This window comes from Streptomyces sp. NRRL F-2580 (genome assembly GCF_000720115.1).
In the GTDB taxonomy this organism is placed as follows: domain Bacteria; phylum Actinomycetota; class Actinomycetes; order Streptomycetales; family Streptomycetaceae; genus Streptomyces.
Genome location: NZ_JOIR01000004.1, coordinates 233,353 through 259,289 on the forward strand (window position 1 = coordinate 233,353; position 25,937 = coordinate 259,289).

Sequence of the window (25,937 nt, forward strand, 5' to 3'; positions counted from 1 at the left end):
TGTCCGCCGACCGCACCTCGGAGGGGTTACGGCTCGCACGAACAAGCGGATGTGAATGTTCCGATCCCGTCAATTCGCGACGAACGGTGACGGACTGAGCGCGTTATGTGATGTGCTGGGACCGGTCGCGGCTGGATGTCCTGAACCGGGTGTCCGAGAACTGCCGTCTCGGCAGCGAATCTGCCGCGCACCGAGACGATGTACGCCCGTTCGGGGGAGCGAGGGAGGGGAGCGGTCATGGGTGCTGACCAGATCCGGCGTTGGGAGTCAGGTGCGCTCGCGCACGCGGTGACCGACCCCTTCGGACAGGGCCCCCTGCCCTGGTTCCGGGGGAGCGAGCTCTACTTCGACGACACCGGCCACGTCGTCCCCTGGTACGTGGACCCGGCCGCCGCGGCCGCCGGCACCGGCCAGATCCCCCGCGCCCGCGGCAACGGCGGTCCCCGCACCGCCGACGACGTGCACCGCCAGATCAAGGGCTTCGCCTCCACCGGCGCCGTCACCCCCGGCGAGGCCATCGACTTCCACATCACCGTCGACCCGCCCCAGCAGTTCTCCGTCGACGTCTACCGGATCGGCCACTACGGCGGCGACGGGGCCTCCAAGATCACCACGAGCCCGCGGCTGTCCGGCATCGTCCAGCCGGCCCCCCTGGCGGCCGACCGCACCGTCTCCTGCCACCACTGGTGGCTGTCCTGGCGCCTGCAGGTCCCCTCCTACTGGAGCGTCGGCGCGTACGTCGCCGTCCTGACCACCGCCGACGGCTACCGCTCCCACATCCCCTTCACGGTCCGCGACGACCACCCCGCCGACCTCCTGCTCCTGCTCCCGGACATCACCTGGCAGGCGTACAACCTCTACCCGGAGGACGGCCACACCGGTGCCAGCCTCTACCACGCCTGGGACGAGGACGGCCGGCTGCTGGGCGAGCAGGACGCGGCCCACACCGTCTCCTTCGACCGCCCCTACGCGGGCGCCGGCCTGCCCCTGCACGTCGGCCACGCCTACGACTTCATCCGCTGGGCCGAGCGCTACGGCTACGACATCGCCTACGCCGACACCCGCGACCTGCACGCGGGCCGCGTCGACCCCACCCGCTACCGCGGCCTGGTCTTCCCCGGCCACGACGAGTACTGGTCGGCCCCCATGCGCCGCACCGTCGAGCGCGCCCGCCTGCACGGCACCTCGCTCGTCTTCCTCTCCGCCAACACCATGTACTGGCAGGTCGAGCTCTCCCCCTCCCCCTCCGGGGTCGCGGACCGGCTCCTCACCTGCCGAAAACGGCGCGGTCCGGGCCGCCCCAGCCTGTGGCGCGAGGTCGACCGCCCGGAGCAGCAGCTGCTCGGCATCCAGTACGCCGGCCGGGTCCCCGAGCCCGCGCCGCTGATCGTCCGCAACGCCACGCACTGGCTCTGGGACTCCACCGGAGCCGGCGAGAACGACGAGCTGCCCGGCCTGGTCGCGGGCGAGGCCGACCGCTACTTCCCGCGCACCCAGCTCCCCGAGCACCAGGACCGGATCCTGCTGGCGCACTCCCCGTACCTCGACAGCGAGGGCCACCGGCGCCACCAGGAGACCTCCCTCTACCGGGCGCCCAGCGGGGCCCTGGTCTTCGCCTCCGGAACCTTCGCCTGGTCCCCGGCCCTCGACCGCCCGGGCCACGTCGACGAGCGGGTGCAGCGGGCCACCGCCAACCTCCTCGACCGGATCTGCAAGCGCGACTGACCGCGGAACCGACCCGCAGGGCGGACCCCTGTCCGCAGCAGGGGGCGCGGGTGCGCGAGAATCGGGGTGCGCTTCATACAGAACCACAGGGAGACCCCGTGTCCGGATTCGTCGAAAAGCCCGAGCCGGTTCAGGTTCCGGGCCTCGTCCACCTCCACACCGGCAAGGTGCGCGACCTCTACCGCGACGAGGACGACCGCCTCGTCATGGTCGCCAGCGACCGCATGTCCGCCTTCGACTGGGTCCTGCCCACCGAGATCCCGGACAAGGGCCGCGTCCTGACCCAGCTCTCCCTGTGGTGGTTCGACCAGCTCGCCGACCTCGTCCCGAACCACGTCATCTCCACCGACCTGCCCGCGGGCGCCCCCGCCGACTGGGCCGGCCGCACGCTGATCTGCCGCAACCTCGACATGGTCCCGGTCGAGTGCGTGGCCCGCGGCTACCTCACCGGCTCCGGCCTCGCCGAGTACAAGCAGACCCGTACGGTGTGCGGGCTCGGCCTTCCGGAGGGGCTCGTGGACGGCTCCGAGCTGCCCGGCCCGATCTTCACCCCGGCCGCCAAGGCCGAGGTCGGCGAGCACGACGAGAACGTCTCCTACGAGGAGGTGGCGCGCACCACCGGCGCCGAGACGGCGGCGCTGCTGCGCCAGACCACCCTGGCCGTGTACGGCCGCGCCCGGGACATCGCGCGCGACCGCGGCATCATCCTGGCCGACACCAAGTTCGAGTTCGGTTTCGACCCGAAGGACGGCACCCTCGTCGCCGCCGACGAGGTGCTGACCCCGGACTCCTCCCGCTTCTGGCCGGCCGACCAGTGGGAGCCGGGCCGCTCGCAGCCCTCCTTCGACAAGCAGTACGTCCGCGACTGGCTGGCCTCCCCGGCCTCCGGCTGGGACCCGAAGAGCGAGTTCCCGCCGCCGGCCCTCCCCACGCAGGTCGTCGCGCAGACCCGCGCCAAGTACATCGAGGCGTATGAGCGGCTCACCGGCCTGACCTGGTCCTGAGACACGAAGAAGCCCCCCGGTCCGAGGACCGGGGGGCTTCTTCACTACAGAGCGGACAACGCGACTCGAACGCGCGACATCCACCTTGGCAAGGTGGTGCTCTACCAGCTGAGCTATGTCCGCAGGTGCGCCGTAGCGCGAGAACCACTATACCCAACCTCGCTCGCGTGCGAGACGCACTGCCGTGTGACGGTTCTCGGCACCCAGCTTCGTCGCCGCCGAGGACAGGTAGTTCCGTACGGTCCCCTGCGACAGCGCGGCCCGCTCGGCGATCTCCGCGACCGGTGCCCCGTCCGCCGCCAGTTCGAGTACCTCGGCCTCCCGCGCGGTCAGCGGCGAGTCCCCCGCGCTGATGGCGTCGGCCGCCAACTCCGGGTCCACGTAACGGCCGCCCGCGTGCACGGTCCGGATCAGTTCGGCCAGCCGCTGCGCCGAGACGGTCTTCGGCGCGAAGGCCCGCACCCCCGCGGCCAGTGCCCGCTTCAGGTGCCCCGGGCGGCCGTGACTGGTCACGATCATGGTCTTGCAGTCGGGGAGTTCGGCCCGCAGTGATGTGGCGACACTCACACCGTCGGCGCCCGGCATCTGGAGGTCCAGCACCGCGACATCCGGCCGGTGCGCCCGCGCCATCGCGAGCGCCTCGGGACCCGAGGCGGCCTCCGCGACGACGAGCAGGTCGTCCTCCAGGGCGAGCAGGGCCGCCAGCGCCCCGCGGATCAGGTGCTCGTCGTCGGCGAGCAGTACGCGTACGGGGCTCACGCCCGCACCTCCAGTCGTTCCGTTTCCCGGTCCGGGATCTCCGCGAGCAGCCGGAACCGGCCGTCGCCCACCAGGCCCGCCTGCAAGGTCCCGTCCAGTGCCGCGAGCCGCTCCCGCAGCCCGGCCAGGCCCGAGCCCGGCGGCCCGGCCGGGGTGTCGGGCGCCCCGTCGTTCTCCACCACCAGCGTCACGGGGCCGGTCTCCGGGGCGGACAGCCGGATCAGGCAGCGGTGCGCGTCCCCGTGGCGCAGTACGTTCGTCGTCGCCTCGCGGACCACCCAGCCGAGCGCCGACTGGACCTCGGAGGGCAGCTCCCGGCCGGCCCGGAAGTCGACCCGGCAGTCCATGCCGGCCGCGCTCAGCACCCCGCGCGCACCCTCCAGCTCCACCGCGAGATCCGCCTCCCGGTAGCCCCGCACCACGTCCCGTACCTCCCGCTGGGACTCCTGGGCTATCCGCTGCACCTCGATCATCTGCTCCACCGCCTCCGGCCGTTCGCGCCGCGCCAGCTGTACGGCCAGCTCGCTCTTGAGCGCGATCACCGCCAGGTTGCGGCCCATCACGTCGTGCAGATCGCGGCCGAAGCGCAGCCGTTCCTCCGCCACCGCGAGGCGCGCCTGCACCTCGCGCGAGCGGTCCAGCTCGTAGACGGTGTTCAGCAGCCACGCGGAGAACCCGCTGGTGAAGCAGAAGAACAGGCTGCCCAGCAGGATCCCGACGAGATATCCCAAGGCCTCTCCGGCGGGCAGTCCCAGGGCGAGTGCGGCCAGGCTCGTCCCGGCCGCCGCGACCGGGGGCACGTACCGCATCCTGCGCACCGACCTCAGGCACAGCACCAGCGAGCCGGAGCCGAACGAGGTCAGCCCGGACACCAGCGCCGGGGCCGCCGAGGGATCCGCGAGCCTTCCGGCGGCCTCCAGGGCGAGGACGGCGAGGGTGGCGGCGCCCGTCGCGACGGCCAGGAACACCGCCAGCCGGACCGGGCGTTCGCGCCGCCCCACCACCCAGTCGAGCGCCCTGGAATTGAGCACCCCGCACAGCACGGCGTGGGCGCACAGCATCACGAAGAGCGTGCCGGGGACCAGGACCGAGGACTTGCCCGCCGCGGCGACCAGCGGAAGCAGCCCGAAGGACACGATCTCGAGGAGCACGAAGAGGTGGAACGACCACCGGGTGTAGAGCTCCAGCTTTCCCGCACTGCTGCGGTTCTTCCACCACCCCGTCAGCTTCGGCATCTCCGCGTCTCCCCGTCCCCCGACTCGCCCTACCTGCGCGGTTCCCAGCGGAACCACCGCTGGACAGCAAACACGGTGATCACCATCCAGGCCAGCGCGGTCAGCCCGGCCCCCAGCAGGTCGCCGCTCTCCACGCCGCCGGTCCAGCCGGCCCGCACGAGGGTCATCACCCCGCTCAACGGAAGCAGTTCGCACAGGGAGGCCGCCGGGTCCGGCAGCGAGTCCGCCGGCATGAACAGCCCCGAGCCGAGCACGGTCAGCAGGAACAGCGGCAGCGTGGTGAAGCCGGCGGTCTCCACGGTGCGGGTGAAGGCGCTGGTCAGCGCGGACAGCCCGGCCAGCAGCAGGACGCCGGCGAGCACGGCTGCCACGAGCAGCAGCGGGTTGCGGGGCGTGCGCACGTCCAGCACGGCCGCGCCGGCCACGGCGAGCACCGTGATCTGGCCGAGCGCCAAGGCGGCGGAGGGCAGGGCGGTCCCGGCGAGGATCTCCAAGTCGTTCGCCTCGCCGGTGCGCAGCCGCTTGAGGACGAGTTCCTCGCGCCGGGCGACGTAGGCCGAGACCAGGTTCATGTACACGACGAGGATCAGCACCATGCCGATCCCGCCGGTCACGGTGGCCTCGCCGACGGCCTGCGCGCCCTCGACCCCGCTGAGGGAGGAGCGCAGGACGAACACCATCAGCAGGGGCATCAGGAAGGCCACGCCGAGCGCGGCCCGGTTGCGCACCAGCAGGGTGATCTCGGAGCGGCCGAGCGCGACGAGCCGGCCGGGGTTCGGGGTCAGTGTGTTCATCGGGTCCCCGCCATCGTGTCCTCGGTGCGGCCGCCGGCGCTGCGGCGGCTCTCCGCGATCTCCAGGAAGGCCTCCTCCAGGGAGGCGGACCGGGCGTCGAGCCCGTCCAGTACGACTCCGCTCTCGCGGGCCCAGCCCAGCAGTTCGGTCAGGTCCGCCTGGAGCCGTTCGGTACGGATCTCCACGCGCTGTCCGAAGGCCGCCGCGCGCAACGCCAGCGGCAGCCGGGCCGCGGGCACCCCGTCCGGCAGGGTGAAGCGGATCCGGGCCGGCCGGGTGGCGGTGACCTCGGCCGGGGTTCCCGACAGGACGAGCTCGCCCTCGTGGAGGATCGCGAGGCGGTCCGCGAGCTCCTCGGCCTCCTCCAGGTAGTGGGTGGTCAGCAGCACCGTGGTGCCCTGCGCGCGCAGCTCCCGTACCAGCGCCCAGGTGTCCCGGCGGCCTTCGGGATCCATGCCGGTGGTCGGCTCGTCGAGGAAGAGCACCTCGGGCCGGCCGAGCAGGGCCAGTGCCAGGTCGAGGCGCCGCCGTTCACCGCCGGACAGCTGTTTGACCCGTACGGAGGACCGCGCGCCCAGGCCGACCAGGTCCAGCACCTCCCCCGCCGGGCGGGCGCCCGTGGTGAGCCCGGCCCACATCCGGACGGTCTCGGCGACCGACAGGTCGGAGGGGAAACCGCCCTCCTGGAGCATGACCCCGGTCCGCGGGCGGACCCGGTCCCGGCTCGTGTACGGGTCGAGGCCGAAGACGCGCACGCGGCCCTCGCTCGGCGCGGCCAGCCCCTCCAGCAGCTCGACGGTGGAGGTCTTGCCCGCGCCGTTGGTCCCGAGGAGGGCGAAGACCTCGCCCCGCGCCACGGAGAAGGAGACGCCCCGGACGGCCTCGAAGCCGCCGTCGTAGCCGCGGCGCAGGCCCTGGGCTTCGATCACGGTGTCAGTCATGTCCCCAGCCTCGGGGCGGCCGGACCGGGTCGGCAGTGCGCGCTGTCATCACCCGCGATGACATTTGTCAGGGGGTGTCATCCCACGCTTACGCCCGCGCCCGTGCGGGACGGAGAGGAGAAAGGGAGGGAATGCGAAGAAGGTACGAAGAAGGCCCCGATCGCAATGATCGGGGCCTTCGTCATACAGAGCGGACGACGCGACTCGAACGCGCGACATCCACCTTGGCAAGGTGGTGCTCTACCAACTGAGCTACGTCCGCAAGCAGTGCTCCGCCGGGGCGGTGCGTGCATCACTCTACCCGATCCACCGTGGTGGTCGGAAAGTCATGCAGAGCGGGTGACAGGAATCGCACACTGCGCCTTCCCTCTGGAAGAGGGATGTTCTGCTACTGAACTACACCCGCACGACCTCGGAGGCTCTGACCTGCGGCCTGGCCCCTTGGCGTGATCCACACACTAGCCGACGGATGGGGGTGGATGGCAAATCGACCCTCAGTGCGCCGCGTTGTAGGCCTCGTAGATCTTCTTCGGGATGCGGCCGCGCGGGGGCACCTCGTACTGGTTGGACCGGGCCCAGGCCCGGACGACCGCCGGGTCGGGGGCGACGGAGGTGTGCTTGAAGGCCTTCCCCGAGCGCGACCGGCGCCGGCCGGCGGCGACGAAGGGGGCCAGGCCCTTCCGCAGTTTCTTTGCGTTGGCCACATTGAGGTCGATCTCGTACGACTTACCGTCCAGAGCGAACACGACCGTTTCCGCCGCTTCTCCGCCATCGATGTCGTCGGAGAGCGTGACTACTACGCGCTGCGCCACGGATATCGGTCCCTTCGTGCGACGCCGCCACCTGCTGACGTGGGCGATGTCGCCTGTGTGGATGTTTCGGGGCAATGCATCATTCATCCCCCGTTGCGAAGCGGCAAAAGTCACTCGCCCGGAGTGATTCCTTTGTACCTTGATTCCCATTGCATTGCGAAGCCCAGTTAATTCTCTCCGCGTGTCCCGCCGCAATGCCGGGTACGCGGTTTTCCGGCGGATTTTGCGAAGCGTTGGTGAAGCCCAAACGGCCCGGTGATCGCGCCCTTCGGATATCTACCCGCGTAGAAATTTTGGCCGGGTACGCTGATGGAACCGCCTTCGCACCAACCACCACACGGGAGTGCCCGATGGCACGCGTCGTAGTCGACGTCATGCTCAAGCCGGAGATCCTCGACCCCCAGGGCCAGGCGGTGCAGCGTGCACTGCCGCGCCTGGGCTTCGAAGGGATCGCCGACGTCCGCCAGGGGAAGCGCTTCGAACTGGAAGTGGAGGGACCGGTCGACCAGGCCGCCCTCGACCGCATCCACAAGATGGCCGAAACGTTCCTCGCCAACACCGTCATCGAAGACTTCACCGTGAAGGTCGAGGCCTGACGGTGACCACTCGCATCGGAGTCGTCACGTTCCCCGGAACGCTAGACGACCGTGACTCGCTGCGCGCCGTCCGCCTCGCCGGGGCCGAGCCCGTCTCGCTGTGGCACCGCGACAAGGACCTGCACCAGGTCGACGCGGTCGTCCTCGCGGGCGGTTTCTCCTACGGGGACTACCTGCGCGCCGGGGCCATCTCCCGCTTCTCGCCGGTGATGGAGACCATCATCGAGCAGGCCAAGGGCGGCATGCCGGTCCTCGGCATCTGCAACGGCTTCCAGGTCCTCACCGAGGCCCACCTGCTGCCGGGGGCGATGCTCCGGAACAACCACCTGCACTTCATCTGCCGCGACCAGAAGCTGCGGGTGGAGAACGCGGAGAGCGCGTGGACCGGCGACTACACCGCCGGCCAGGAGATCTCCGTACCGCTCAAGAACATGGACGGCCGCTACGTCGCCGACGAGCGCGTGCTCGACGAGCTGGAGGCCGAAGGCCGAGTGGCCTTCCGGTACGTCGACGTCAACCCGAACGGTTCGCTGCGCGACATCGCCGGCATCACCAACGCCGCGGGCAACGTCGTCGGCCTCATGCCGCACCCCGAGCACGCGGTCGAGCCGCTGATCGGGACCGGTCTCACCGACGGCCTCCCGTTCTTCACCTCGGTCCTGAAGAAGCTGGTCAGCGCATGAGCCTCGACACCGTCAAGAACGCCACCGAAACCCCGGACGCCTCCCAGCCGTGGAAGGAACTCGGCCTCAAGGAGGACGAGTACGCCCGCATCCGGGAGATCCTCGGCCGCCGCCCCACCGGCGCCGAGCTCGCCATGTACTCCGTCATGTGGTCCGAGCACTGCTCGTACAAGAGCAGCAAGGTCCACCTGAAGCAGTTCGGCGAGAAGGTCCCGCCGAACGACGCCATGCTCGTCGGCATCGGCGAGAACGCCGGCGTCGTCGACGTGGGCCAGGGCTACGCGGTCACCTTCAAGGTCGAGTCGCACAACCACCCCTCGTACATCGAGCCCTACCAGGGCGCGGCCACCGGCGTCGGCGGCATCGTCCGCGACATCCTCGCCATGGGCGCCCGCCCGGTCGCCGTCGTGGACCCGCTGCGCTTCGGCGCGGCCGACCACCCCGACACCAAGCGCGTCCTGCCGGGCGTGGTCGCGGGCATCGGCGGCTACGGCAACTGCCTGGGCCTGCCCAACATCGGAGGCGAGGTCGTCTTCGACGCCTGCTACCAGGGCAACCCGCTCGTCAACGCCGGCTGCATCGGCGTGATGAAGCACGAGGACATCCACCTCGCCAAGGCCTCCGGCCCCGGCAACAAGGTCATCCTCTACGGCGCCCGGACCGGCGGCGACGGCATCGGCGGCGTCTCGGTCCTCGCGTCCGAGACCTTCGACGACACGAAGCCGACCAAGCGCCCCGCCGTCCAGGTCGGCGACCCCTTCCAAGAGAAGCTCCTCATCGAGTGCACCCTGGAGATCTTCAAGGAGAAGCTGGTCGCGGGCATCCAGGACCTCGGCGGCGCCGGGCTCTCCTGCGCGACCTCCGAGCTCGCCTCCGCCGGCTCCGGCGGCATGCGCGTCGAGCTGGACACCGTCCCGCTGCGCGACGCGACGCTCTCGCCCGAGGAAATCCTCATGAGCGAGTCGCAGGAGCGCATGTGCGCGATCGTCGAGCCGCAGTACGTCGAACGCTTCATGGAGATCTGCGAGAAGTGGGACGTCATCGCCACCGTCATCGGTGAGGTGACCGACGGCGAGCGCCTGGAGATCTTCTGGCACGGCGAGCAGATCGTGGACGTGCCCCCGGGCACGGTCGCCCACGAGGGCCCGGTCTACCACCGTCCGTACGCCCGCCCCGAGTGGCAGGACGCCCTCCAGGCCGACGACGCGGGCAAGCTGCCCCGTCCGCAGACCTCGGAGGAGCTCCGGGCGCAGGTCCTGGCGCTGGTCTCCTCCCCGAACCAGGCCTCGAAGTCCTGGGTCACCGACCAGTACGACCGCTTCGTGCAGGGCAACACGGTGCTCTCGCAGCCCGAGGACGCGGGCATGGTCCGCATCGACGAGGAGTCGAACCTCGGCGTGGCCATGGCCACCGACGGCAACGGCCGCTTCGCGAAGCTCGACCCGTACACGGGCGCGCAGCTCGCGCTGGCGGAGGCGTACCGCAACGTCGCCGCGACCGGCGCCAAGCCGCTCGCCATCTCCGACTGCCTGAACTTCGGCTCCCCCGAGGACCCGGGCGTCATGTGGCAGTTCGCCGAGGCCACCCGCGGTCTCGCGGACGGCTGCTTCGAGCTGGGCACCCCGGTGACCGGCGGCAACGTCTCGCTGTACAACCAGACCGGTGACATCGCGATCCACCCGACCCCGGTCGTGGCGGTCCTCGGTGTGATCGACGACGTCAACCGCCGTACGCCGATGGCGTTCGCGGAGGCCGGCCAGCTGCTGTACCTGCTGGGCGACACGGCCGAGGAGTTCGGCGGCTCGGCCTGGTCCCAGGTCGTCCACGACCACCTCGGCGGCATGCCGCCGAAGGTGGACCTGGCGCGCGAGAAGCTGCTCGCCGAGATCCTGATCTCGGCCTCCCGCGACGGCATGATCGACGCCGCGCACGACCTGTCCGACGGCGGCGTGATCCAGGCGCTCACCGAGTCCTGCCTGCGCGGCGGCAACGGTGCCCGGATCGTGGTGCCCGAGGGCCTGGACGCCTTCACCTTCCTGTTCTCCGAGTCCGCGGGCCGGGCCATCGTGGCCGTACCGCGCAGCGAGGAGCTCCGCTTCACCGACATGTGCGGTGCGCGGGGCCTGCCGGTCGCCCGCATCGGCGTGGTGGACGGCGAGGAGATCGAGGTCCAGGGCGAGTTCACCCTCCCGCTGGCCGAGCTCCGCGAGGCCCACGAGGCGACGATCCCGGCCCTGCTGGCCTGATCCCGCCGCAGCTCGTACGAGGCCCCGCCCACCCCCGTGGGCGGGGCCTCGGCGTTGTCCCCGCCGCGCGGTGCGGCCGCACGGAGCCGGGGCCGCCCGGATAGGGTCACCGCATGCCGCCCGCCAGGAAGAAGCAGCGCACCTTCGACCCCGCCAGGATCCGCACGGCCGTCACCGCGCAGTTCGCGCATGTCGGCAAGGCCGTGGGGGAGTTGGGACCCGAGCAGCTGGCACGGCCCAGCGGGCTCGGGGACTGGACCGTCGCCGACCTCGCCGCGCACATCGCCTGGATCGCGGACTCCCTGGCCGCCGGCCTCGCCCGGCCGCCCGCCGCCCTCGCCGAACTGTCCGCCGTCGAATGGCCCTTCGCCACCGCGTCCCTCGCCGGGAAGATCTCCGAAGCGGCCCGGGAGACCCTCGCCGGCGCCCCGCTGCCCGAGCTGTACGAGCGGGCGGGCGCCCGCATGGCCGAGGCGCTCGCGGCGAACCCGGACGCCCGCGTGCTGGACCTGTGGATCGGGGACATGACCCTGGCCGACTTCCTGGTCACCCGGACCGTCGAGCTGGTGGTCCACACCGACGACCTGAACCGGGCCGCCGGACTGGACATCCCGATCGAGCGGCAGGCGCTGGCCGCCTGCACCCGGCTGCTCGCCGACGCCCTCGCGCTCAAGGCCCCAGGCGGCGCGGTCGAGGTACGGATCCCGCCCTTCGCGGTGGTGCAGTGCGTCGAGGGGCCGCGCCATACCCGCGGCACCCCGCCGAACGTGGTGGAGACCGACCCGCTCACCTGGATCCGGCTCGCGACCGGCCGTACGGGATGGGCCGAGGCACTCGACGGGGCGCGGGTCAGCGCCGGCGGCGAGCGGGCCGATCTGTCCGCGCTGCTCCCGCTGATGAGCTGAGCGCGGCCAGACGGAACCGACCCGGCGCCCCGTCCGTCCCAGGGGCATGCGTACCTTCCGGCACGTCCACGGCCCCGCGGGCCCGGCCCTCGTACTCGCACTCGCCCTCGGTCTGGCCGGCTGCGACCAGACCGCGGAGAGCGGGAGCGCCCCGCTGCCCGCCGTCGTGGGCTCCTGGGCCGTCGAGTCCCTGACCACCGGCGGCCGCACCCTGCACGCCCCCGAGTCCGCCCGCGTCGACATCGCGCAGGACACGGCCAAGGGCAGCTACGGCTGCAACGGTTTCCGGGCGGCGGTCGTCCTCGACGGCACCTCCGCCCTGACCGTCACCCCCGGCATGTCGACCACCCTGGCCTGCCCGGACATGGAATTCGAGACGGCCTTCGCCAAGCTGTTCTCGGGCCGGCTGACGATCGACCGGGGGCCCGATCGGCTCACCCTGAAGACCGCCGACGGGAGCACCATCGCCATGACCTCGCAGCCCCGTGACCCGGACGCCCCGCTCATCGTCACCGACTGGACCGTCGACTCGCTGATCAGCGGGGAGACCGTGTCCTCCGTACCCGCCGAGGCCGCCGGCAAGGCCCGGTTCGCCATCGCCGCGGACGGCACCGCGGGCGGCACCCTCGGCTGCAACCGGTTCAGCGCCAAGGCGACCGTGGACGGCCCCACGGTCACCTTCGGCCCGCTCACCACGACCCGGATGGCCTGCGAGGGCCCGGCGGGCGAGGTCGAGCGGACGCTGACCGCGCTGTTCGGCAGCGGCCCGCTCACCACGAAGATCGACGGCCGGACCCTCACCCTCACCGCCCCGGACGGCACGGGCCTGACCGCCAAGGCCTCCTCCGCCGCCGAGTGACTCAGACGTGCGCCGTGCCGCCGTCCTTCGCCATCGCGGCGGCGATGGTGCGCGCGGATGCTGCCCACACCTCGTCCGGGAGCTTCGGCAGCACGTCGTCCCACAGGGGCAGGCACGTCCCGCGCATCTGCACCATCCCCTCGGGTCGGGCGATCAGGAACACGTGCAGATGGGCTCCGCCGTCCCCCCACTTGTTCACGTGCACACGGGCGATCCCGCCCAGGGTGCGGATCGCACGTTCCACCCGCTGGAGCATCCCGCCGAGCTCGGCCGCTCGCTCGGCCGGCAGGTCCAGCAGGTCGTGGTGGCCGCGCGGCAACAGCAGCACCATGGCCGGCAGCGCCCCGTGCTCGCCGTGCAGCCGCCAGTGCTCGTCCGTCCAGAGGAACTCCGAGTCGGGGCGGGTGCAGGAGGCGCAGGAGTCCGGCCCGGCCTCGCCTCTGCGGGGCGGTTCGGGCAGTACCGGCTCCTCCAGCACCTTGATACGGAGGTCCCCCTCGTAAGGGAAGATCTCCCAGAGCGGGATGCCGTCGGCGGGGAAGGGTATCCGCTCGCCGATCGGCAACCGGCGTACGTACTCACTGGGTTCGGTCATGAAGCGATCATGGCAAGGCTCAGCCCGGGTAGGGGAGCAGCCCGGCGTCCACGCGTTCCCAGGCCGACCGCAGCTGTGCCAGGCGGGCCCGTTCCACGGCGGCCCTGTCGGCCTGCTCGCGGACGTCACCGGCCAGGTTGAACAGCTGGTCCTTGCCCGCCTTGCCGCGGTAGTACTTCCAGTCGCCGCGGCGCAGCGCCCGCTCCCCCCGCACCCGCCAGAACAGGTCCCGCTCGGCGACCTTCTCGCCGCGCAGCAGGTAGCCGGCCAGGCTCACCCCGTCCAGCGGGTAGGCCGGGTGCGGGCGGGCCCCGGCGAGCTCCAGCAGGGTCGCGGTCCAGTCGGGGCTGAACACGGGAACGTGGCTGACCTGGCCGCCGTCCAGGCGGGCGGGCCAGCGCGCGATGTTCGGCACCCGGATCCCGCCCTCCTGCAGGGAGGCTTTGTTGCCGGACAGCGGCCAGTTGTACGAGAAGCGCTCGCCGCCGTTGTCGCTGGAGAAGACGACCAGGGTGTCCTCCTCCTGGCCGGAGCGCTTCAGCGCCTTCAGCACCTCGCCGACCGAGCGGTCGAGGTCCTCGACCATCTCCTTGTACTTCTCGACGGAGCCCCCGTCCTGGTGCCACAGGGCGCGGCCGTCGCCCGCCTTGATCCGCCGGACGATCTCGGCGCTCTCCTCGGTGTCCCCGTCGGCGATCCACGGCCAGTGCGGGGTGGTGAAGTTGAGGTTCAGCAGCCACGGCTTGCCGTGGTGGTCGCGGGAGACGTACTCGCTCGCCCGCTCCGTGATGATCCGCGTGTAGTACCGCAGGTCCTTGTACTCGGCGTCGCCCTCGTAGAGGTCGTACTCGCCGGCCAGACCCAGCTTGGAGTAGTACTCCAGGGCCCCGCCGAAGTTGCCGAAGAACTCGTCCCAGCCGGACCGGGTCGGGCTGTAGTCGGGCAGGTAGCCCGCGTGCCACTTGCCGATCAGCGCGGTGGCGTAGCCGGCCCCCTTCAGCAGCGAGGCCAGCGTCGGGTGCGTGGGGTCGAGGCCCACCGACTTGTCCGCGATCGGCTCGGCCAGCCCGCCCTTGGTACGGCCCGGGTAGCGCCCGGTGTACAGGCTGAACCGGGTCGGCGAGCAGGTCGCGGAGCCCGAGTAGGCGTCGGTGAAGCGGACGCCCTGGCGGGCCAGCCGGTCGAGGTTCGGGGTCTTGATGTGCGGGGAGCCGTACGCGGAGAGGTCGGCCCAGCCCAGGTCGTCCCCCAGGACGAACAGGATGTTGGGCCTGCGGGCACGCCGGCCGAGGTCGGCCCGGAACTCCCGTTCCCGGGGGCCCGCGGCCGGGGCGTCGGCGGCCTCCGCGGCCTCGGCGGGGGCGGCGCCCAGCCCCACGGCGGCGCCCGCCGCGCTCACGCCCACGGCGCCTCCGAAGGCACGACGGGACAGCTTGTTCTCGTACGAAGACACAGGTACTCCAAGGCACGGTCCGCCGGCCGGCTCCGGGCGGGGCGCGGGACGGCGCGCGGCACGGCGGAGCAGGGCGGGGCGGAGCGGAAATGAGAAGAGGAGGAGACGAGTTGCGGCTACGCGGAACAGCGACAGATGGCGCTCGCGACACGGACCAGGTCCACGTGCCGGCGCTCGACGAGGGTGACGGTGCGGTCACCGAGAGGCTGCATGGACCGAGAGCCTGTACGAATGCCTTCGTGCATGTCAACAAGGTGATCCGAATACCGAGACGGAGGCGTCCGGTCACCCTCTGTGCTGTGACATTTCCCGGCCGTCCCCAATTCGGACCAGTGGTCGATCTCGCCTACACTCGGAAGCGTGCCTCGTGGTGATGGACGACTCAACCACGACCTGCTCCCCGGCGAAAAGGGCCCCCAGGACGCTTGCGGCGTCTTCGGTGTCTGGGCTCCGGGTGAAGAGGTCGCCAAGCTCACCTACTTCGGACTGTATGCACTGCAGCACCGCGGACAAGAGTCCGCGGGAATCGCTGTGAGCAACGGTTCCCAGATCCTCGTCTTCAAGGACATGGGCCTCGTTTCCCAAGTCTTCGACGAAACCTCTCTCGGCTCGCTCCAAGGTCATATCGCGGTCGGTCACGCCCGCTATTCGACCACCGGGGCCTCCGTCTGGGAGAACGCGCAGCCCACTTTCCGCGCGACCGCCCACGGCTCGATCGCCCTGGGTCACAACGGCAACCTGGTGAACACCGCCGAGCTCGCCGAGATGGTCGCCGACCTCCCCCGTCAGGACGGGCGTGCCACCCAGGTGGCCGCCACCAATGACACCGACCTGGTCACCGCCCTGCTCGCGGGGCAGACCGACGAGGACGGCAAGCCCCTGACGATCGAGGAGTCGGCCACCAAGGTTCTCCCGAAGGTCAAGGGCGCCTTCTCCCTCGTCTTCATGGACGAGGGGACGCTCTACACCGCCCGTGACCCGCAGGGCATCCGCCCGCTGGTCCTCGGCCGCCTGGAGCGCGGCTGGGTGGTCGCGAGCGAGACCGCCGCCCTCGACATCTGCGGCGCCAGCTTCGTCCGCGAGGTCGAGCCGGGCGAGCTCATCGCGATCGACGAGAACGGCCTGCGCACCTCCCGATTCGCGGAAGCGAAGCCCAAGGGCTGTGTCTTCGAGTACGTCTACCTGGCGCGCCCGGACACCGACATCGCCGGCCGGAACGTCTACCTCTCGCGTGTCGAGATGGGCCGGCGCCTGGCCAAGGAAGCCCCGGTCGACGCCGACCTGGTGATAGCGACGCCGGAGTCCGGTACGCCGGCCGCCGTCGGATACGCCGAGGCCAGCGGGATCCCGTACGGCGTCGGCCTGGTCAAGAACGCCTACGTGGGCCGGACCTTCATCCAGCCCTCGCAGACGATCCGCCAGCTCGGCATCCGCCTGAAGCTCAACCCGCTCAAGGAAGTCATCCGCGGCAAGCGCCTCGTGGTCGTCGACGACTCGATCGTCCGCGGCAACACCCAGCGCGCTCTCGTCAAGATGCTCCGCGAGGCCGGCGCGGCGGAGGTCCACATCCGGATCTCCTCGCCGCCGGTGAAGTGGCCGTGCTTCTTCGGCATCGACTTCGCCACGCGGGCCGAGCTGATCGCCAACGGCATGACGGTCGACGAGATCGCCACGTCGCTGGGCGCGGACTCCCTCTCCTACATCTCGCTCGACGCGATGATCGAGGCGACCACCATCCAGAAGCCCAACCTCTGCCGTGCCTGCTTCGACGGCGAGTACCCGATGGACCTGCCCGACCCGCAGCTCCTGGGCAAGCAGCTCCTGGAGACCGAGCTCGCGGGCGGCACCGACGCCGCCGACGCGCTCCGCCGTCCGTAGGCGATTCTCGGTTCGCCCTGCTCAACCTGCGCTGGGCCCTCTCTTTGAGGCTTCTCCGGGGGCCCAGCACCACACGCAGTAACGACACGAAAGCTCTCTCCTGTCATGACAGAGAAGACCACCGGTGCCAGCTACGCAGCCGCAGGCGTGGACATCGAAGCGGGCGACCGCGCCGTCGAACTGATGAAGGAGTGGGTGAAGAAGACGCAGCGCCCCGAGGTCCTCGGCGGCCTCGGCGGCTTCGCCGGCCTCTTCGACGCCTCCGCCCTCAAGCGCTACGAGCGCCCGCTGCTCGCCTCGGCCACCGACGGCGTCGGCACCAAGGTGGACATCGCCCGTCAGCTCGGCGTGTACGACACCATCGGCCACGACCTGGTCGCGATGGTCATGGACGACATCGTCGTCTGCGGCGCCGAGCCGCTCTTCATGACCGACTACATCTGCGTGGGCAAGGTCCACCCCGAGCGGGTCGCGGCCATCGTCAAGGGCATCGCCGAGGGCTGCGTCCTCGCCGGCTGCGCCCTGGTGGGCGGCGAGACCGCCGAGCACCCCGGCCTGCTGGGCCCGGACGACTTCGACGTGGCGGGCGCCGGCACCGGTGTCGTCGAGTACGACCGCCTGCTCGGCGCGGATCGCATCCGTACGGGTGACGCCGTCATCGCCATGGCATCGTCCGGCCTTCACTCGAACGGGTACTCACTCGTCCGGCACGTCCTCTTCGACCGGGCCGGGATGTCCCTGGACCAGCACGTCGAGGAGCTCGGCCGCACCCTGGGCGAGGAGCTCCTGGAGCCCACCAAGATCTACTCGCTGGACTGCATGGCGCTCACCCGCACGGCCGAGGTGCACGCCTACTCGCACATCACCGGCGGCGGCCTCGCGGCCAACCTGGCCCGGGTCATCCCGGACCACCTGCACGCCACGGTCGACCGTTCGACCTGGGCCCCCGGCGCGATCTTCGACCTGGTCGGCAAGGCCGGGCAGGTGGAGCAGCTGGAGCTGGAGAAGACGCTGAACATGGGCGTCGGCATGATGGCCGTGGTCCCGCAGGAGTCGGTGGACGTGGCCCTGACCGCGCTGGCCGACCGGGGCGTCGACGCCTGGGTCGCCGGCGAGATCCTGGACCGCGGCGACCACGCCGAGGGCGCGACCCTGACCGGGTCCTACGCGGGCTGAGCAGCACGGAAACCCGGTCCGGGGCGCAGGCCCTGGACCGGGTTTCGATGTTTTGTCAGACGCAGATGCTGCCGTGCAGAAGGATCCGCGCGTCAAGCCCCACGGCGGTGAGCCGACGGACCGGACTCTTCGTCCTCGTCGTCGTCATCGCGGTTGTAGAGCTCCGCGTACCGAGCGTACGGGTCGTCCTCGTCCAGCTCGTCGTCGTTTACCTCGACCGGCTCGCTGACAGGCAGCGGTTCCGCGGTCGATGCGCCCAGCTCGTTGGCCAGACGCGACAAGTCAGTCCCGCCGCTGCTGTACTTCAGCTGGCGGGCGACCTTCGTCTGCTTGGCCTTTGCCCGGCCGCGCCCCATGGCTCGACCCCCTCGGTGACGGGGCTCGACGGCCCCAGAGTCTGACACGCGTTCATGGTTCGGAGCGGGCTCTCCGTGGAGAGACCGTCCGTAGGGGTTTAACGGTACCTGCTTCCGCGGCCATACGGTACGCCGCCCGCATGACGCGCCCCGGTGCAGAACCAACGAGGCGCCCCGTCCTCGCTGGTCAGCTGCGATTTTAACCTTTTCCTGGCGGGCGACCCGCCGAAGTGCAGTGAGTTCCGTCTCGCCGCACCCCGGCGGGCGCACCCGGGGGCCCGATAGGGGCCTAGAGGGCGCGGGCGGCGCGGGCGTCCGCCATTCGCTGCTCGGCGATCCGGTCGGCCGCAGCGGCCGGCGGGATGCCATCCGCCTTCGCGCGAGCAAAGATCTCCAGCGTGGTGTCGAAGATCTTCGTGGCCTTGGCCTTGCAGCGGTCGAAGTCGAAGCCGTGCAGCTCGTCGGCGACCTGGATGACCCCGCCGGCGTTGACCACGTAGTCGGGCGCGTAGAGGATGCCGCGGTCCGCGAGGTCCTTCTCGATGCCCGGGTGCGCGAGCTGGTTGTTCGCCGCACCACAGACGATCTTGGCGGTGAGGGCGGGGACCGTCTCGTCGTTCAGGGCGCCGCCGAGCGCGCAGGGGGCGTAGATGTCCAGGCCCTCGACGCGGATCAGCGCGTTCGTGTCGGCGACCGCGGTGACCTTGCCCGGGTGCTTGTCGAGGATCCGGCGCACCGACTCCTCGCGCACGTCCGTGATCACGACCTGGGCGCCGTCCGCCAGCAGGTGCTCGACCAGGTAGTGACCGACCTTGCCGACACCGGCCACGGCGACCTTGCGGTCGCGCAGCGTCGGGTCGCCCCACTGGTGCTGGGCGCTGGCGCGCATGCCCTGGAAGACGCCGAAGGCGGTGAGGACCGAGGAGTCGCCCGCGCCGCCGTTCTCGGGGGAGCGGCCGGTCGCCCAGCGGGTCTCGCGGGCCACGACGTCCATGTCGGCCACGTAGGTGCCGACGTCGCAGGCGGTCACGTAGCGGCCGCCGAGGGACTCCACGAACCGGCCGTAGGCCTGGAGCAGTTCCTCGCTCTTGATGACGTCCGGGTCGCCGATGATGACGGCCTTGCCGCCGCCGAGGTCGAGACCGGCGAGGGCGTTCTTGTACGACATGCCGCGCGAGAGGTTCAGCGCGTCGAGGACGGCCTCCTCGTCCGAGGCGTACGCGTGGAAGCGCGTACCGCCGAGGGCCGGGCCCAGGGCGGTGGAGTGGATCGCGATGACGGCCTTCAGGCCGGAGGCTCGGTCCTGGCACAGCACGACTTGCTCGTGGCCGCCCTGTTCCGTACGGAACAGGGTGTGCAGGACGCCGTCGGTCATTTCGGTCACGGTGGTGACTCCCATGGAAGAGATGCGGCGGAAAGACGCCCGCCCTGCGGGTGGGGGAGGGCGTGCTGGGAGCAGAGTAAGACCTGCGGGCCCCGCGTAGGCGACCTGTCCGGGGATCGGAACACACTCGCAGTACGAGCGCCCCCGGGGCCGGGCCGGGAGCACCCCGGAGGTGAACCGGACCCTCAAAGAGGGGAGTACGAGAGCGTGAGCGAATCCTCCGAACCCCTGCTGCCGTCCGCGCGCTCGACGCCGACCGTCCCGTACGCCTCCTACCTGCGCGTCTACGAGCCCCTGGCCGCCTTCGCGGAGCCGGAGCGCACGCACTGGGCCGCCTACGCCCGGCGCGGGGTGACCCCGACGGCCCAGGACGAACTGCGCAAGTCGCTCGCGGACTTGGTGCGGGTCCCCGTGGTGGGGGTGCCGGCGCACGAGAGCGAGGACGCCTTCACGGCGGAAGTCGACGGGGTGCTGCTGGTCTGCCCGTGGCGCACCCGGCTGCGCGGCTGGCTGGCGCTGGAGGAACTGGTCGCGTCGTTCCCGCTTCCGGTGCTGGACGCCGCGCTGCCGCCGGGGACGCGTCGGCGGGCGGCCGAGGAGTACGAGCGCTGGCGCGAGCGGAACCCGGACGCGCGCCCCTGGATCCGGACGGGCGTGTGGCAGATCCCGCTGCGCTGGTTCGTCCTGGTGGCGGACGAGGAGCGGGAGTACGTGCCGGGGGAGCGGCTGCGCTACCGGACGCCGATGGTGCAGGCCCGCCGGCGGCTCGCCCGGGCCCTGCGGACCCTGCGCGACGCGGAGGGGTACGGGATGCTCGCCGAGGGGCTGGTGGAGGTCGGGAGCTGGCTGGAGGAGTTCCACCCGAGGTCGATGGTCGAGCTGGACTACGGCGGGCTGCTGCACGCGCTGCCGGCGGACCGGCTCGCGGCCGACCGCTCGGCCGGGGACCTGGCGGCGGGGATCGCGGCCCTGCGGGACGGGGACAGGGAGGGGGCGTCCGAGGCGTACGGGGAGCTGGCGGAGCGCTGGCGGGCGGTCCGGGAGCGACTTTTCGCGAATTAGGCCGAAAGTGGGCTGTGTGGCTTTTTTCTCCCCGATGGCCCGCGTACGTACTGTGGCGTAACGGTCGATCGGCCCATAATGGCTGATCAGGGCCCTGATCGTAAGATTTGGGACGTAGTACCAGGACCTACGTCCCGATACGGGCCATTGGCCCAAGCGTGACGGACCGCACTAACCACACCCTTGCGCCCTTCCCCTACCCTCGTGCCAAAATAGGACAAGGAGTCCGGGGAGGGTTCCTTCCGTCCAACTAAGGGCGGAATGCTCGGCATTGCGCTCTACGGGGGGTCTGGCGACTCCTGATCGCTCTGTGACTGATCGTCACAGTGGGGTGACTGTCCGTTATGGGACGGTCCATCGGCTTCCGCCGCTGATGAACACCTCGGAGGGCAATTCCGTCGGTTTGGCCATCGAGGCTGGACGGATGGTGTAGTTGTAGTGCCGAGGACAAGCCGTTCGTCCTATAACCGACTCGGCCCGCGTATGTCCATTTCGGGCAACGCGGGCCAAGGTGCAGAATTTAGAGGAAAGAACCGAGATGGTTCGGTTCTCCCGAGGAGGCCGCTCATGACCGCTCGCACCCCTGATGCCGAGCCGCTGCTGACCCCGGCTGAGGTTGCCACGATGTTCCGCGTGGACCCGAAGACGGTCACCCGCTGGGCCAAGGCTGGCAAGCTCACGTCCATCCGCACCCTGGGTGGACACCGCCGATACCGCGAGGCCGAGGTTCGCGCACTGCTCGCGGGAATTCCGCAGCAGCGCAGCGAGGCCTGAGGTCGCGTTAACACCCCGCTTTAACGGGTCTATATCGGGTCCCCCAATCCGATGAAACCCACATAGCTTCATACGACGGAGCCTGCCCCAACAGGTCCCTGTCGTTCGATCGCGCTGGACTCCGCCGGGTCCAGCGCGATCTTTTTTATGCCCAGGTCAGGGCGGTGCGGACCGCTGCGTGGAGCTCGACGGGGGCGGGTGCCATTGCACATATTAAATCGAGCGGGCGTAGGGATGCGATAAAAGTCGGAGTCTCAAAAACTCGTGCGGTGACACCCGTCACAGATGATCACTCTTGTATATCCGGTAATGCACCCCGTAAAGGGGACGTGCCTCGCAGGGCGCATCACGCGAACGGGGGATTCTCCCCCGGAGCCGCCACAGGGGTGCGCCACGGCTCCCGCGGCCCTCACGGCTCCCACGGGCGGCGCCGGCGCCGTCATACGGCCTCGTGCTCGTACGGACCGCGTACCGACCGCGTACGGGCCGCGTACCGGCTCCGTGCGAGCCTGTCGCGGCCCCGGAGCCGCAGGGCGTCCGGGTGTTGGCCCGCCAACGCGTCAGGGCCCGCATCCCCTGGGGATGCGGGCCCTGACGTTTCTGCGAACCTGACGGGACTTGAACCCGCGACCTCCACCTTGACAGGGTGGCGAGCTAACCAACTGCTCCACAGGTCCTTGATTTGCGGCCGCTCGGCGGCTGCGAATCAGACTGTACCGCAGCTCAGGGGGTGCAGTCGAACCGGCTCACCTGACCGACGGCGGGGCCGCCGCGTCCACCGCCTTCACGATCCTCTTGTCGGAGATCGGATAGGCCGTCCCGAGGGCGTGCGCGAAGTAACTGACCCGCAGCTCCTCGATCATCCAGCGGATGTCGGTGACCGTCGCCGGCACCGGCCGCCCCTTCGGCAGCTGCTCCAGCAGCCAGGCGTACTCGTCCTGCATCTCGTGGACCTTCTCCATGCGCGTGGTGTCGCGCTGGACGCCCGTGGGCATCTGCTGGAGCCGCCGGTCCACCGCCACCAGATAGCGCATCAGGTCCGGCAGCCGGCGCAGCCCGGTGAGCGTGACGAACCCGGCCGGCATGAGCGCCGCCAGCTGCGTCCTGACGTCCTGGATGTTGGCGACCAGGGCGAGGCTGTTGGTGGCCTTCAGACGGCGCTCACAGGCCTGCCAGGCGGCCAGCACCTGCTGGACCTGGCCCACCGTCCGCACGGTCGTGTCCACGAGGTCGGCGCGGACCGCCTCGTAGAGCCGCCGGAAGCCCGTCTCGTCCCACGCGGGGCCGCCGTGGTCCGCGATCAGCTTGTCGGTCGCCGCGGTCGCGCAGTCGTCGAACAGCGCCTGGATGGAGCCGTGCGGGTTCCTGGACAGGGCCAGCTTCTGCTGGTTGGTCAGGTGGTCCGAGGCGAACTTCGCCGGGTTCACCGGGATGTTCAGCAGGATGAGGCGCCGGGTGCCCAGCCACATCGCCTGCTGCTGCTCGGCCTCGGTGTCGAAGAGCCGTACGGACACGCTCGCGCCCTCGTCCACCAGCGCCGGGTACGCCTTCACCGGCTGACCGGCCCGGCGGGTCTCGAACACCTTGGTCAGCGTGCCGATCGTCCAGTCCGTCAGCCCGGTCCGCTCCACCGACTCTCCGCCCGCCCGCTCGGCGGTGGCCGCGGCGGCCTTGGAGAGGGCTTGGCGGGCCTTGGGCTTCAGAGCGAGCCTCAGGGCCTCCAGGTCCTTGTCCTCGGCGAGGTTCTTGCGGCGCTCGTCGACGATCCGGAAGGTGATCTTGAGGTGGTCCGGGATCCGGCCGAGGTCGAAGTCCTCGGCCGAGACCGGGACCCCCACCATCCGCTGGAGCTCGCGCGCCAGCGTGACGGGCAGCGGCTCCTGCAGCGGCACCGCCGTGTCGAGGAAGCGCGTCGCGAAGTTCGGCGCGGGCACGTAGTGCCGGCGGATCGGCTTCGGCAGCGAGCGGATCAGCTCGGTGACGACCTCCTCGCGCAGGCCCGGGATCTGCCAGTCGAAGCCTTCGTCCGTGACCTGGTTCAGCACCTGGAGCGGGATGTGGACGGTCACGCCGTCCGCGTCCGCGCCCGGCTCGAACTGGTAGGTCACCCGGAACTTCAGCTGCCCCTGCCGCCAGGTGTCCGGGTAGTCGGCCTTGGTGACCCCGGCCGCCTTCTCGGTGAGCAGCATCTCCCGCTCGAAGTCGAGGAGTTCGGGCTCCTCGCGCTTCTTGTGCTTCCACCACGAGTCGAAGTGCGCCCCGGAGACCACGTGGGCGGGGATCTTCTGGTCGTAGAAGTCGAAGAGGGTCTCGTCGTCCACGACGATGTCGCGGCGTCGGGCCCGGTTCTCCAGCTCCTCCACTTCGGTGAGGAGCTTGCGGTTGTCCGCGTAGAACTTGTGGTGCGTGCGCCAGTCGCCCTCGACCAGCGCGTTGCGGATGAAGAGCTCGCGCGAGACCTCGGGGTCGATCCGGCCGTAGTTGATCTTCCGCTGGGCGACGATCGGCACGCCGTACAGCGTGACCTTCTCGTACGCCATCACGGCCGCCTGGTCCTTCTCCCAGTGCGGCTCGCTGTACGTGCGCTTGATCAGGTGCTGGGCCAGCGGCTCCACCCACTCGGGCTCCACCTTGGCGTTCACCCGGGCCCACAGCCGCGAGGTCTCCACCAGCTCGGCCGACATCACGAACTTCGGCTGCTTCTTGAAGAGCGAGGAGCCGGGGAAGATCGCGAACTTCGCCGAGCGGGCTCCCAGGTACTCGTTCTTGTCGGTGTCCTTCAGCCCGATGTGGGACAGCAGACCGGCCAGCAGCGAGACGTGGATGACCTGCTCGGGGGCGTCGGCCTCGTTGACGTGGATGCCCATCGTCTTGGCGACCGTGCGCAGCTGCGAGTAGATGTCCTGCCATTCGCGGATCCGAAGGAAGTTCAGGTACTCCTGCTTGCACATCCGGCGGAAGGAGGAGGAGCCGCGCTCCTTCTGCTGTTCGCGGACGTAGCGCCACATGTTCAGGTACGAGAGGAAGTCGCTGGTCTCGTCCTTGAAGCGGGCGTGGTTCTGGTCGGCCTGGGTCTGCTTGTCCGAGGGCCGCTCGCGCGGGTCCTGGATGGACAGGGCCGCCGCGATGACCATGACCTCGCGGACGCAGTTGTTCTTGTCGGCCTCGATGACCATGCGGGCGAGCCGCGGGTCCACCGGGAGCTGGGAGAGCTGGCGGCCCATCTGGGTGAGCCGCTTCTCGGGGTCCTTCTCGGCCGGGTCGAGCGCCCCGAGCTCCTGGAGGAGCTGCACGCCGTCGCGGATGTTGCGGTGGTCCGGCGGGTCGATGAAGGGGAACTTCTCGATCTCGCCGAGGCCGGCCGCGGTCATCTGGAGGATGACGGAGGCCAGGTTCGTGCGCAGGATCTCGGCGTCGGTGAACTCCGGGCGGGCGTTGAAGTCGCCCTCGGAGTACAGCCGGATGCAGATGCCGTCGGAGGTGCGGCCGCAGCGGCCCTTGCGCTGGTTGGCGCTGGCCTGCGAGATCCGCTCGATCGGCAGCCGCTGGACCTTGGTGCGGTGGCTGTAGCGGGAGATCCGGGCGGTGCCCGGGTCGATCACGTACTTGATGCCCGGGACGGTCAGGGAGGTCTCGGCGACGTTCGTGGCGAGGACGATCCGGCGGCCGGTGTGCTGCTGGAAGACGCGGTGCTGCTCGGCGTGCGAGAGGCGCGCGTAGAGGGGGAGGACTTCCGTGAAGCGGAGGTTCCGTTTGTTCAGGGCGTCCGCGGTGTCGCGGATCTCGCGCTCGCCGGAGAGGAAGACCAGGATGTCGCCCGCCCCCTCGGACTGCAGCTCGTCCACGGCCTCGCAGATCGCGGTGATCTGGTCGCGGTCGCTGTCCTCGGAATCTTCTTCGAGGAGGGGCCGGTAGCGGACCTCCACCGGGTACGTCCGCCCGCTGACCTCGACGATCGGCGCGTCGCCGAAGTGCCGGGAGAACCGCTCGGGGTCGATCGTCGCCGAGGTGATGATCACCTTGAGGTCGGGGCGCTTGGGCAGCAGCGTGGCCAGGTAGCCGAGCAGGAAGTCGATGTTCAGCGACCGCTCGTGGGCCTCGTCGATGATGATCGTGTCGTACGCGCGCAGCTCGCGGTCCGTCTGGATCTCGGCGAGCAGGATGCCGTCCGTCATCAGCTTCACGAAGGTCGCGTCCTGGTCCACCTGGTCGGTGAACCGGACCTTCCAGCCGACGGTCTGGCCGATCTCGGACTTCAGCTCCTCCGCGATGCGCTCCGCGACGGTGCGCGCCGCGATCCGGCGGGGCTGGGTGTGCCCGATCATGCCCCGGACGCCACGGCCCAGCTCCATGCAGATCTTGGGGATCTGCGTGGTCTTGCCGGAACCGGTCTCACCGGCGACGATCACGACCTGGTGGTCGCGTATCGCCTCGGCGATCTCGTCCTTCTTCTGGCTGACGGGCAGGTTCTCGGGATACGTGACCTCCGGCATCCGCGAGGCACGGCCGGCCAGTCGCTCGGCGGCCTTCGCGGCCTCCGCGGCGATCTCGTCGAGCACGGCCTGCTTGGCCTCGGGCTTGCGGATACGGCGGGCGCCTTCGAGGCGGCGGCCGAGGCGGTGCGCGTCACGGAGGGAGATCTCACCGAGAAGCGTCTGCAGGGCGGCGAAGGAAGTAGACATACCTGATCGAGGATCTCA

At 70.5% G+C, this 25,937-nt stretch carries 22 protein-coding genes and 4 tRNA genes; 11 read left to right on the top strand and 15 right to left on the bottom strand.

What is annotated here, in order from left to right:
• Positions 1 to 237 precede the first annotated feature (237 nt).
• Both IF88_RS0105815 and IF88_RS0105820 read left to right on the top strand, forming a co-directional pair.
• On the top strand, positions 238 to 1,725 hold the full coding sequence (locus IF88_RS0105815; protein ID WP_030707957.1) for a N,N-dimethylformamidase beta subunit family domain-containing protein: 1,488 nt from the start codon (positions 238 to 240) through the stop codon (positions 1,723 to 1,725).
• Between the two features lie 98 nt (positions 1,726 to 1,823).
• Entirely contained in the window at positions 1,824 to 2,729 is a 906-nt protein-coding gene (locus IF88_RS0105820) for a phosphoribosylaminoimidazolesuccinocarboxamide synthase (RefSeq protein WP_030707958.1), read from the top strand.
• Positions 2,730 to 2,779: 50 nt separating this feature from the next.
• Here IF88_RS0105820 and IF88_RS0105825 read toward each other — a convergent pair.
• The 8 genes from IF88_RS0105825 to IF88_RS0105860 form a co-directional block, all read right to left on the bottom strand.
• A tRNA-Gly gene (locus IF88_RS0105825) sits at positions 2,780 to 2,852 on the bottom strand.
• A 24-nt stretch (positions 2,853 to 2,876) separates the two neighbouring features.
• The gene (locus IF88_RS0105830; RefSeq protein WP_030707959.1) at positions 2,877 to 3,488 is read right to left on the bottom strand and encodes a response regulator transcription factor; all 612 of its coding nucleotides are present in this window, start codon (positions 3,486 to 3,488) and stop codon (positions 2,877 to 2,879) included.
• Positions 3,485 to 4,723, bottom strand: a complete 1,239-nt coding sequence (locus IF88_RS0105835; RefSeq protein WP_030707960.1) for a sensor histidine kinase — start codon at positions 4,721 to 4,723, stop codon at positions 3,485 to 3,487. Before IF88_RS0105835 ends, IF88_RS0105830 begins: the two co-directional genes overlap by 4 nt.
• Positions 4,724 to 4,752: 29 nt before the next feature.
• On the bottom strand, positions 4,753 to 5,517 hold the full coding sequence (locus IF88_RS0105840; protein ID WP_030707961.1) for an ABC transporter permease: 765 nt from the start codon (positions 5,515 to 5,517) through the stop codon (positions 4,753 to 4,755).
• Entirely contained in the window at positions 5,514 to 6,458 is a 945-nt protein-coding gene (locus IF88_RS0105845; protein WP_030707963.1) for an ABC transporter ATP-binding protein, read from the bottom strand. Before IF88_RS0105845 ends, IF88_RS0105840 begins: the two co-directional genes overlap by 4 nt.
• A gap of 189 nt (positions 6,459 to 6,647) precedes the next feature.
• Positions 6,648 to 6,720 (bottom strand) — tRNA-Gly (locus tag IF88_RS0105850).
• Between the two features lie 72 nt (positions 6,721 to 6,792).
• A tRNA-Gly gene (locus IF88_RS0105855) sits at positions 6,793 to 6,864 on the bottom strand.
• Between the two features lie 88 nt (positions 6,865 to 6,952).
• Positions 6,953 to 7,270, bottom strand: coding sequence for a histone-like nucleoid-structuring protein Lsr2 (locus IF88_RS0105860; RefSeq protein WP_030707965.1), 318 nt, complete (start codon positions 7,268 to 7,270; stop codon positions 6,953 to 6,955).
• A gap of 350 nt (positions 7,271 to 7,620) precedes the next feature.
• Here IF88_RS0105860 and purS point away from each other — a divergent pair, with 350 nt between their 5' ends.
• The 5 genes from purS (at position 7,621) to IF88_RS0105885 (ending at position 12,559) form a co-directional block, all read left to right on the top strand.
• Positions 7,621 to 7,866, top strand: a complete 246-nt coding sequence (gene purS, locus IF88_RS0105865) for a phosphoribosylformylglycinamidine synthase subunit PurS (RefSeq protein ID WP_030009438.1) — start codon at positions 7,621 to 7,623, stop codon at positions 7,864 to 7,866.
• A gap of 2 nt (positions 7,867 to 7,868) precedes the next feature.
• Entirely contained in the window at positions 7,869 to 8,549 is a 681-nt protein-coding gene (gene purQ / locus IF88_RS0105870) for a phosphoribosylformylglycinamidine synthase subunit PurQ (RefSeq protein ID WP_030707971.1), read from the top strand.
• The gene (gene purL / locus IF88_RS0105875; protein WP_030707972.1) at positions 8,546 to 10,795 is read left to right on the top strand and encodes a phosphoribosylformylglycinamidine synthase subunit PurL; all 2,250 of its coding nucleotides are present in this window, start codon (positions 8,546 to 8,548) and stop codon (positions 10,793 to 10,795) included. The genes purQ and purL overlap by 4 nt, the downstream gene beginning before the upstream one ends.
• Positions 10,796 to 10,908: 113 nt before the next feature.
• Complete coding sequence (locus IF88_RS0105880; protein ID WP_030707974.1) at positions 10,909 to 11,700, top strand: maleylpyruvate isomerase family mycothiol-dependent enzyme; 792 nt, start codon at positions 10,909 to 10,911, stop codon at positions 11,698 to 11,700.
• 46 nt (positions 11,701 to 11,746) lie between these two features.
• The gene (locus tag IF88_RS0105885) at positions 11,747 to 12,559 is read left to right on the top strand and encodes an META domain-containing protein (protein WP_051836504.1); all 813 of its coding nucleotides are present in this window, start codon (positions 11,747 to 11,749) and stop codon (positions 12,557 to 12,559) included.
• 1 nt (position 12,560) lies between these two features.
• On the opposite strand, the gene IF88_RS0105890 is transcribed toward IF88_RS0105885, so the two are convergent.
• From IF88_RS0105890 to IF88_RS49295, 3 genes are all read right to left on the bottom strand, one after another.
• Entirely contained in the window at positions 12,561 to 13,154 is a 594-nt protein-coding gene (locus IF88_RS0105890) for an HIT family protein (RefSeq protein ID WP_051836506.1), read from the bottom strand.
• 19 nt (positions 13,155 to 13,173) lie between these two features.
• Positions 13,174 to 14,607, bottom strand: a complete 1,434-nt coding sequence (locus tag IF88_RS0105895) for a sulfatase-like hydrolase/transferase (RefSeq protein ID WP_030707979.1) — start codon at positions 14,605 to 14,607, stop codon at positions 13,174 to 13,176.
• 116 nt (positions 14,608 to 14,723) lie between these two features.
• The gene (locus tag IF88_RS49295) at positions 14,724 to 14,819 is read right to left on the bottom strand and encodes a putative leader peptide (RefSeq protein ID WP_324617183.1); all 96 of its coding nucleotides are present in this window, start codon (positions 14,817 to 14,819) and stop codon (positions 14,724 to 14,726) included.
• A gap of 148 nt (positions 14,820 to 14,967) precedes the next feature.
• Between IF88_RS49295 and purF the strand changes: the two genes are divergently transcribed.
• Complete coding sequence (gene purF / locus IF88_RS0105900) at positions 14,968 to 16,485, top strand: amidophosphoribosyltransferase (RefSeq protein WP_030707981.1); 1,518 nt, start codon at positions 14,968 to 14,970, stop codon at positions 16,483 to 16,485.
• Positions 16,486 to 16,590: 105 nt separating this feature from the next.
• Positions 16,591 to 17,661: a phosphoribosylformylglycinamidine cyclo-ligase gene (gene purM / locus IF88_RS0105905; RefSeq protein WP_030707983.1), complete on the top strand. Its 1,071-nt coding sequence runs from the start codon at positions 16,591 to 16,593 to the stop codon at positions 17,659 to 17,661.
• A 92-nt stretch (positions 17,662 to 17,753) separates the two neighbouring features.
• Here purM and IF88_RS0105910 read toward each other — a convergent pair whose 3' ends face one another.
• Positions 17,754 to 18,017 carry a DUF3073 domain-containing protein gene (locus IF88_RS0105910; protein ID WP_030707985.1) on the bottom strand — a complete coding sequence of 88 codons (264 nt, stop codon included), beginning with the start codon at positions 18,015 to 18,017 and terminating at the stop codon, positions 17,754 to 17,756.
• Between the two features lie 289 nt (positions 18,018 to 18,306).
• Positions 18,307 to 19,401 carry a Leu/Phe/Val dehydrogenase gene (locus tag IF88_RS0105915; protein ID WP_030707987.1) on the bottom strand — a complete coding sequence of 365 codons (1,095 nt, stop codon included), beginning with the start codon at positions 19,399 to 19,401 and terminating at the stop codon, positions 18,307 to 18,309.
• A gap of 207 nt (positions 19,402 to 19,608) precedes the next feature.
• Between IF88_RS0105915 and IF88_RS0105920 the strand changes: the two genes are divergently transcribed.
• Positions 19,609 to 20,463 (top strand): hypothetical protein, encoded by an 855-nt coding sequence (locus tag IF88_RS0105920; protein WP_199808031.1) that lies wholly within the window; start codon positions 19,609 to 19,611, stop codon positions 20,461 to 20,463.
• A gap of 567 nt (positions 20,464 to 21,030) precedes the next feature.
• Positions 21,031 to 21,237 carry a developmental transcriptional regulator BldC gene (gene bldC, locus IF88_RS0105925; RefSeq protein WP_003949541.1) on the top strand — a complete coding sequence of 69 codons (207 nt, stop codon included), beginning with the start codon at positions 21,031 to 21,033 and terminating at the stop codon, positions 21,235 to 21,237.
• 603 nt (positions 21,238 to 21,840) lie between these two features.
• Here bldC and IF88_RS0105930 read toward each other — a convergent pair.
• A tRNA-Asp gene (locus tag IF88_RS0105930) sits at positions 21,841 to 21,914 on the bottom strand.
• A gap of 69 nt (positions 21,915 to 21,983) precedes the next feature.
• On the bottom strand, positions 21,984 to 25,919 hold the full coding sequence (gene hrpA, locus IF88_RS0105935; protein WP_030707992.1) for an ATP-dependent RNA helicase HrpA: 3,936 nt from the start codon (positions 25,917 to 25,919) through the stop codon (positions 21,984 to 21,986).
• Positions 25,920 to 25,937: the final 18 nt, after the last annotated feature.

Bases quoted from the DNA above. Each gene is read 5' to 3' on its own strand.
- IF88_RS0105815 (WP_030707957.1), top strand. From the start codon at position 238: ATGGGTGCTGACCAGATCCGGCGTTGGGAGTCAGGTGCGCTCGCGCAC.
- IF88_RS0105835 (WP_030707960.1), bottom strand. From the start codon at position 4,723: ATGCCGAAGCTGACGGGGTGGTGGAAGAACCGCAGCAGTGCGGGAAAG.
- IF88_RS0105840 (WP_030707961.1), bottom strand. From the start codon at position 5,517: ATGAACACACTGACCCCGAACCCCGGCCGGCTCGTCGCGCTCGGCCGC.
- IF88_RS0105845 (WP_030707963.1), bottom strand. From the start codon at position 6,458: ATGACTGACACCGTGATCGAAGCCCAGGGCCTGCGCCGCGGCTACGAC.
- purS (WP_030009438.1), top strand. From the start codon at position 7,621: ATGGCACGCGTCGTAGTCGACGTCATGCTCAAGCCGGAGATCCTCGAC.
- purL (WP_030707972.1), top strand. From the start codon at position 8,546: ATGAGCCTCGACACCGTCAAGAACGCCACCGAAACCCCGGACGCCTCC.
- IF88_RS0105880 (WP_030707974.1), top strand. From the start codon at position 10,909: ATGCCGCCCGCCAGGAAGAAGCAGCGCACCTTCGACCCCGCCAGGATC.
- IF88_RS0105885 (WP_051836504.1), top strand. From the start codon at position 11,747: ATGCGTACCTTCCGGCACGTCCACGGCCCCGCGGGCCCGGCCCTCGTA.
- IF88_RS0105890 (WP_051836506.1), bottom strand. From the start codon at position 13,154: ATGACCGAACCCAGTGAGTACGTACGCCGGTTGCCGATCGGCGAGCGG.
- IF88_RS49295 (WP_324617183.1), bottom strand. From the start codon at position 14,819: ATGCAGCCTCTCGGTGACCGCACCGTCACCCTCGTCGAGCGCCGGCAC.
- purM (WP_030707983.1), top strand. From the start codon at position 16,591: ATGACAGAGAAGACCACCGGTGCCAGCTACGCAGCCGCAGGCGTGGAC.
- IF88_RS0105910 (WP_030707985.1), bottom strand. From the start codon at position 18,017: ATGGGGCGCGGCCGGGCAAAGGCCAAGCAGACGAAGGTCGCCCGCCAG.
- bldC (WP_003949541.1), top strand. From the start codon at position 21,031: ATGACCGCTCGCACCCCTGATGCCGAGCCGCTGCTGACCCCGGCTGAG.
- hrpA (WP_030707992.1), bottom strand. From the start codon at position 25,919: ATGTCTACTTCCTTCGCCGCCCTGCAGACGCTTCTCGGTGAGATCTCC.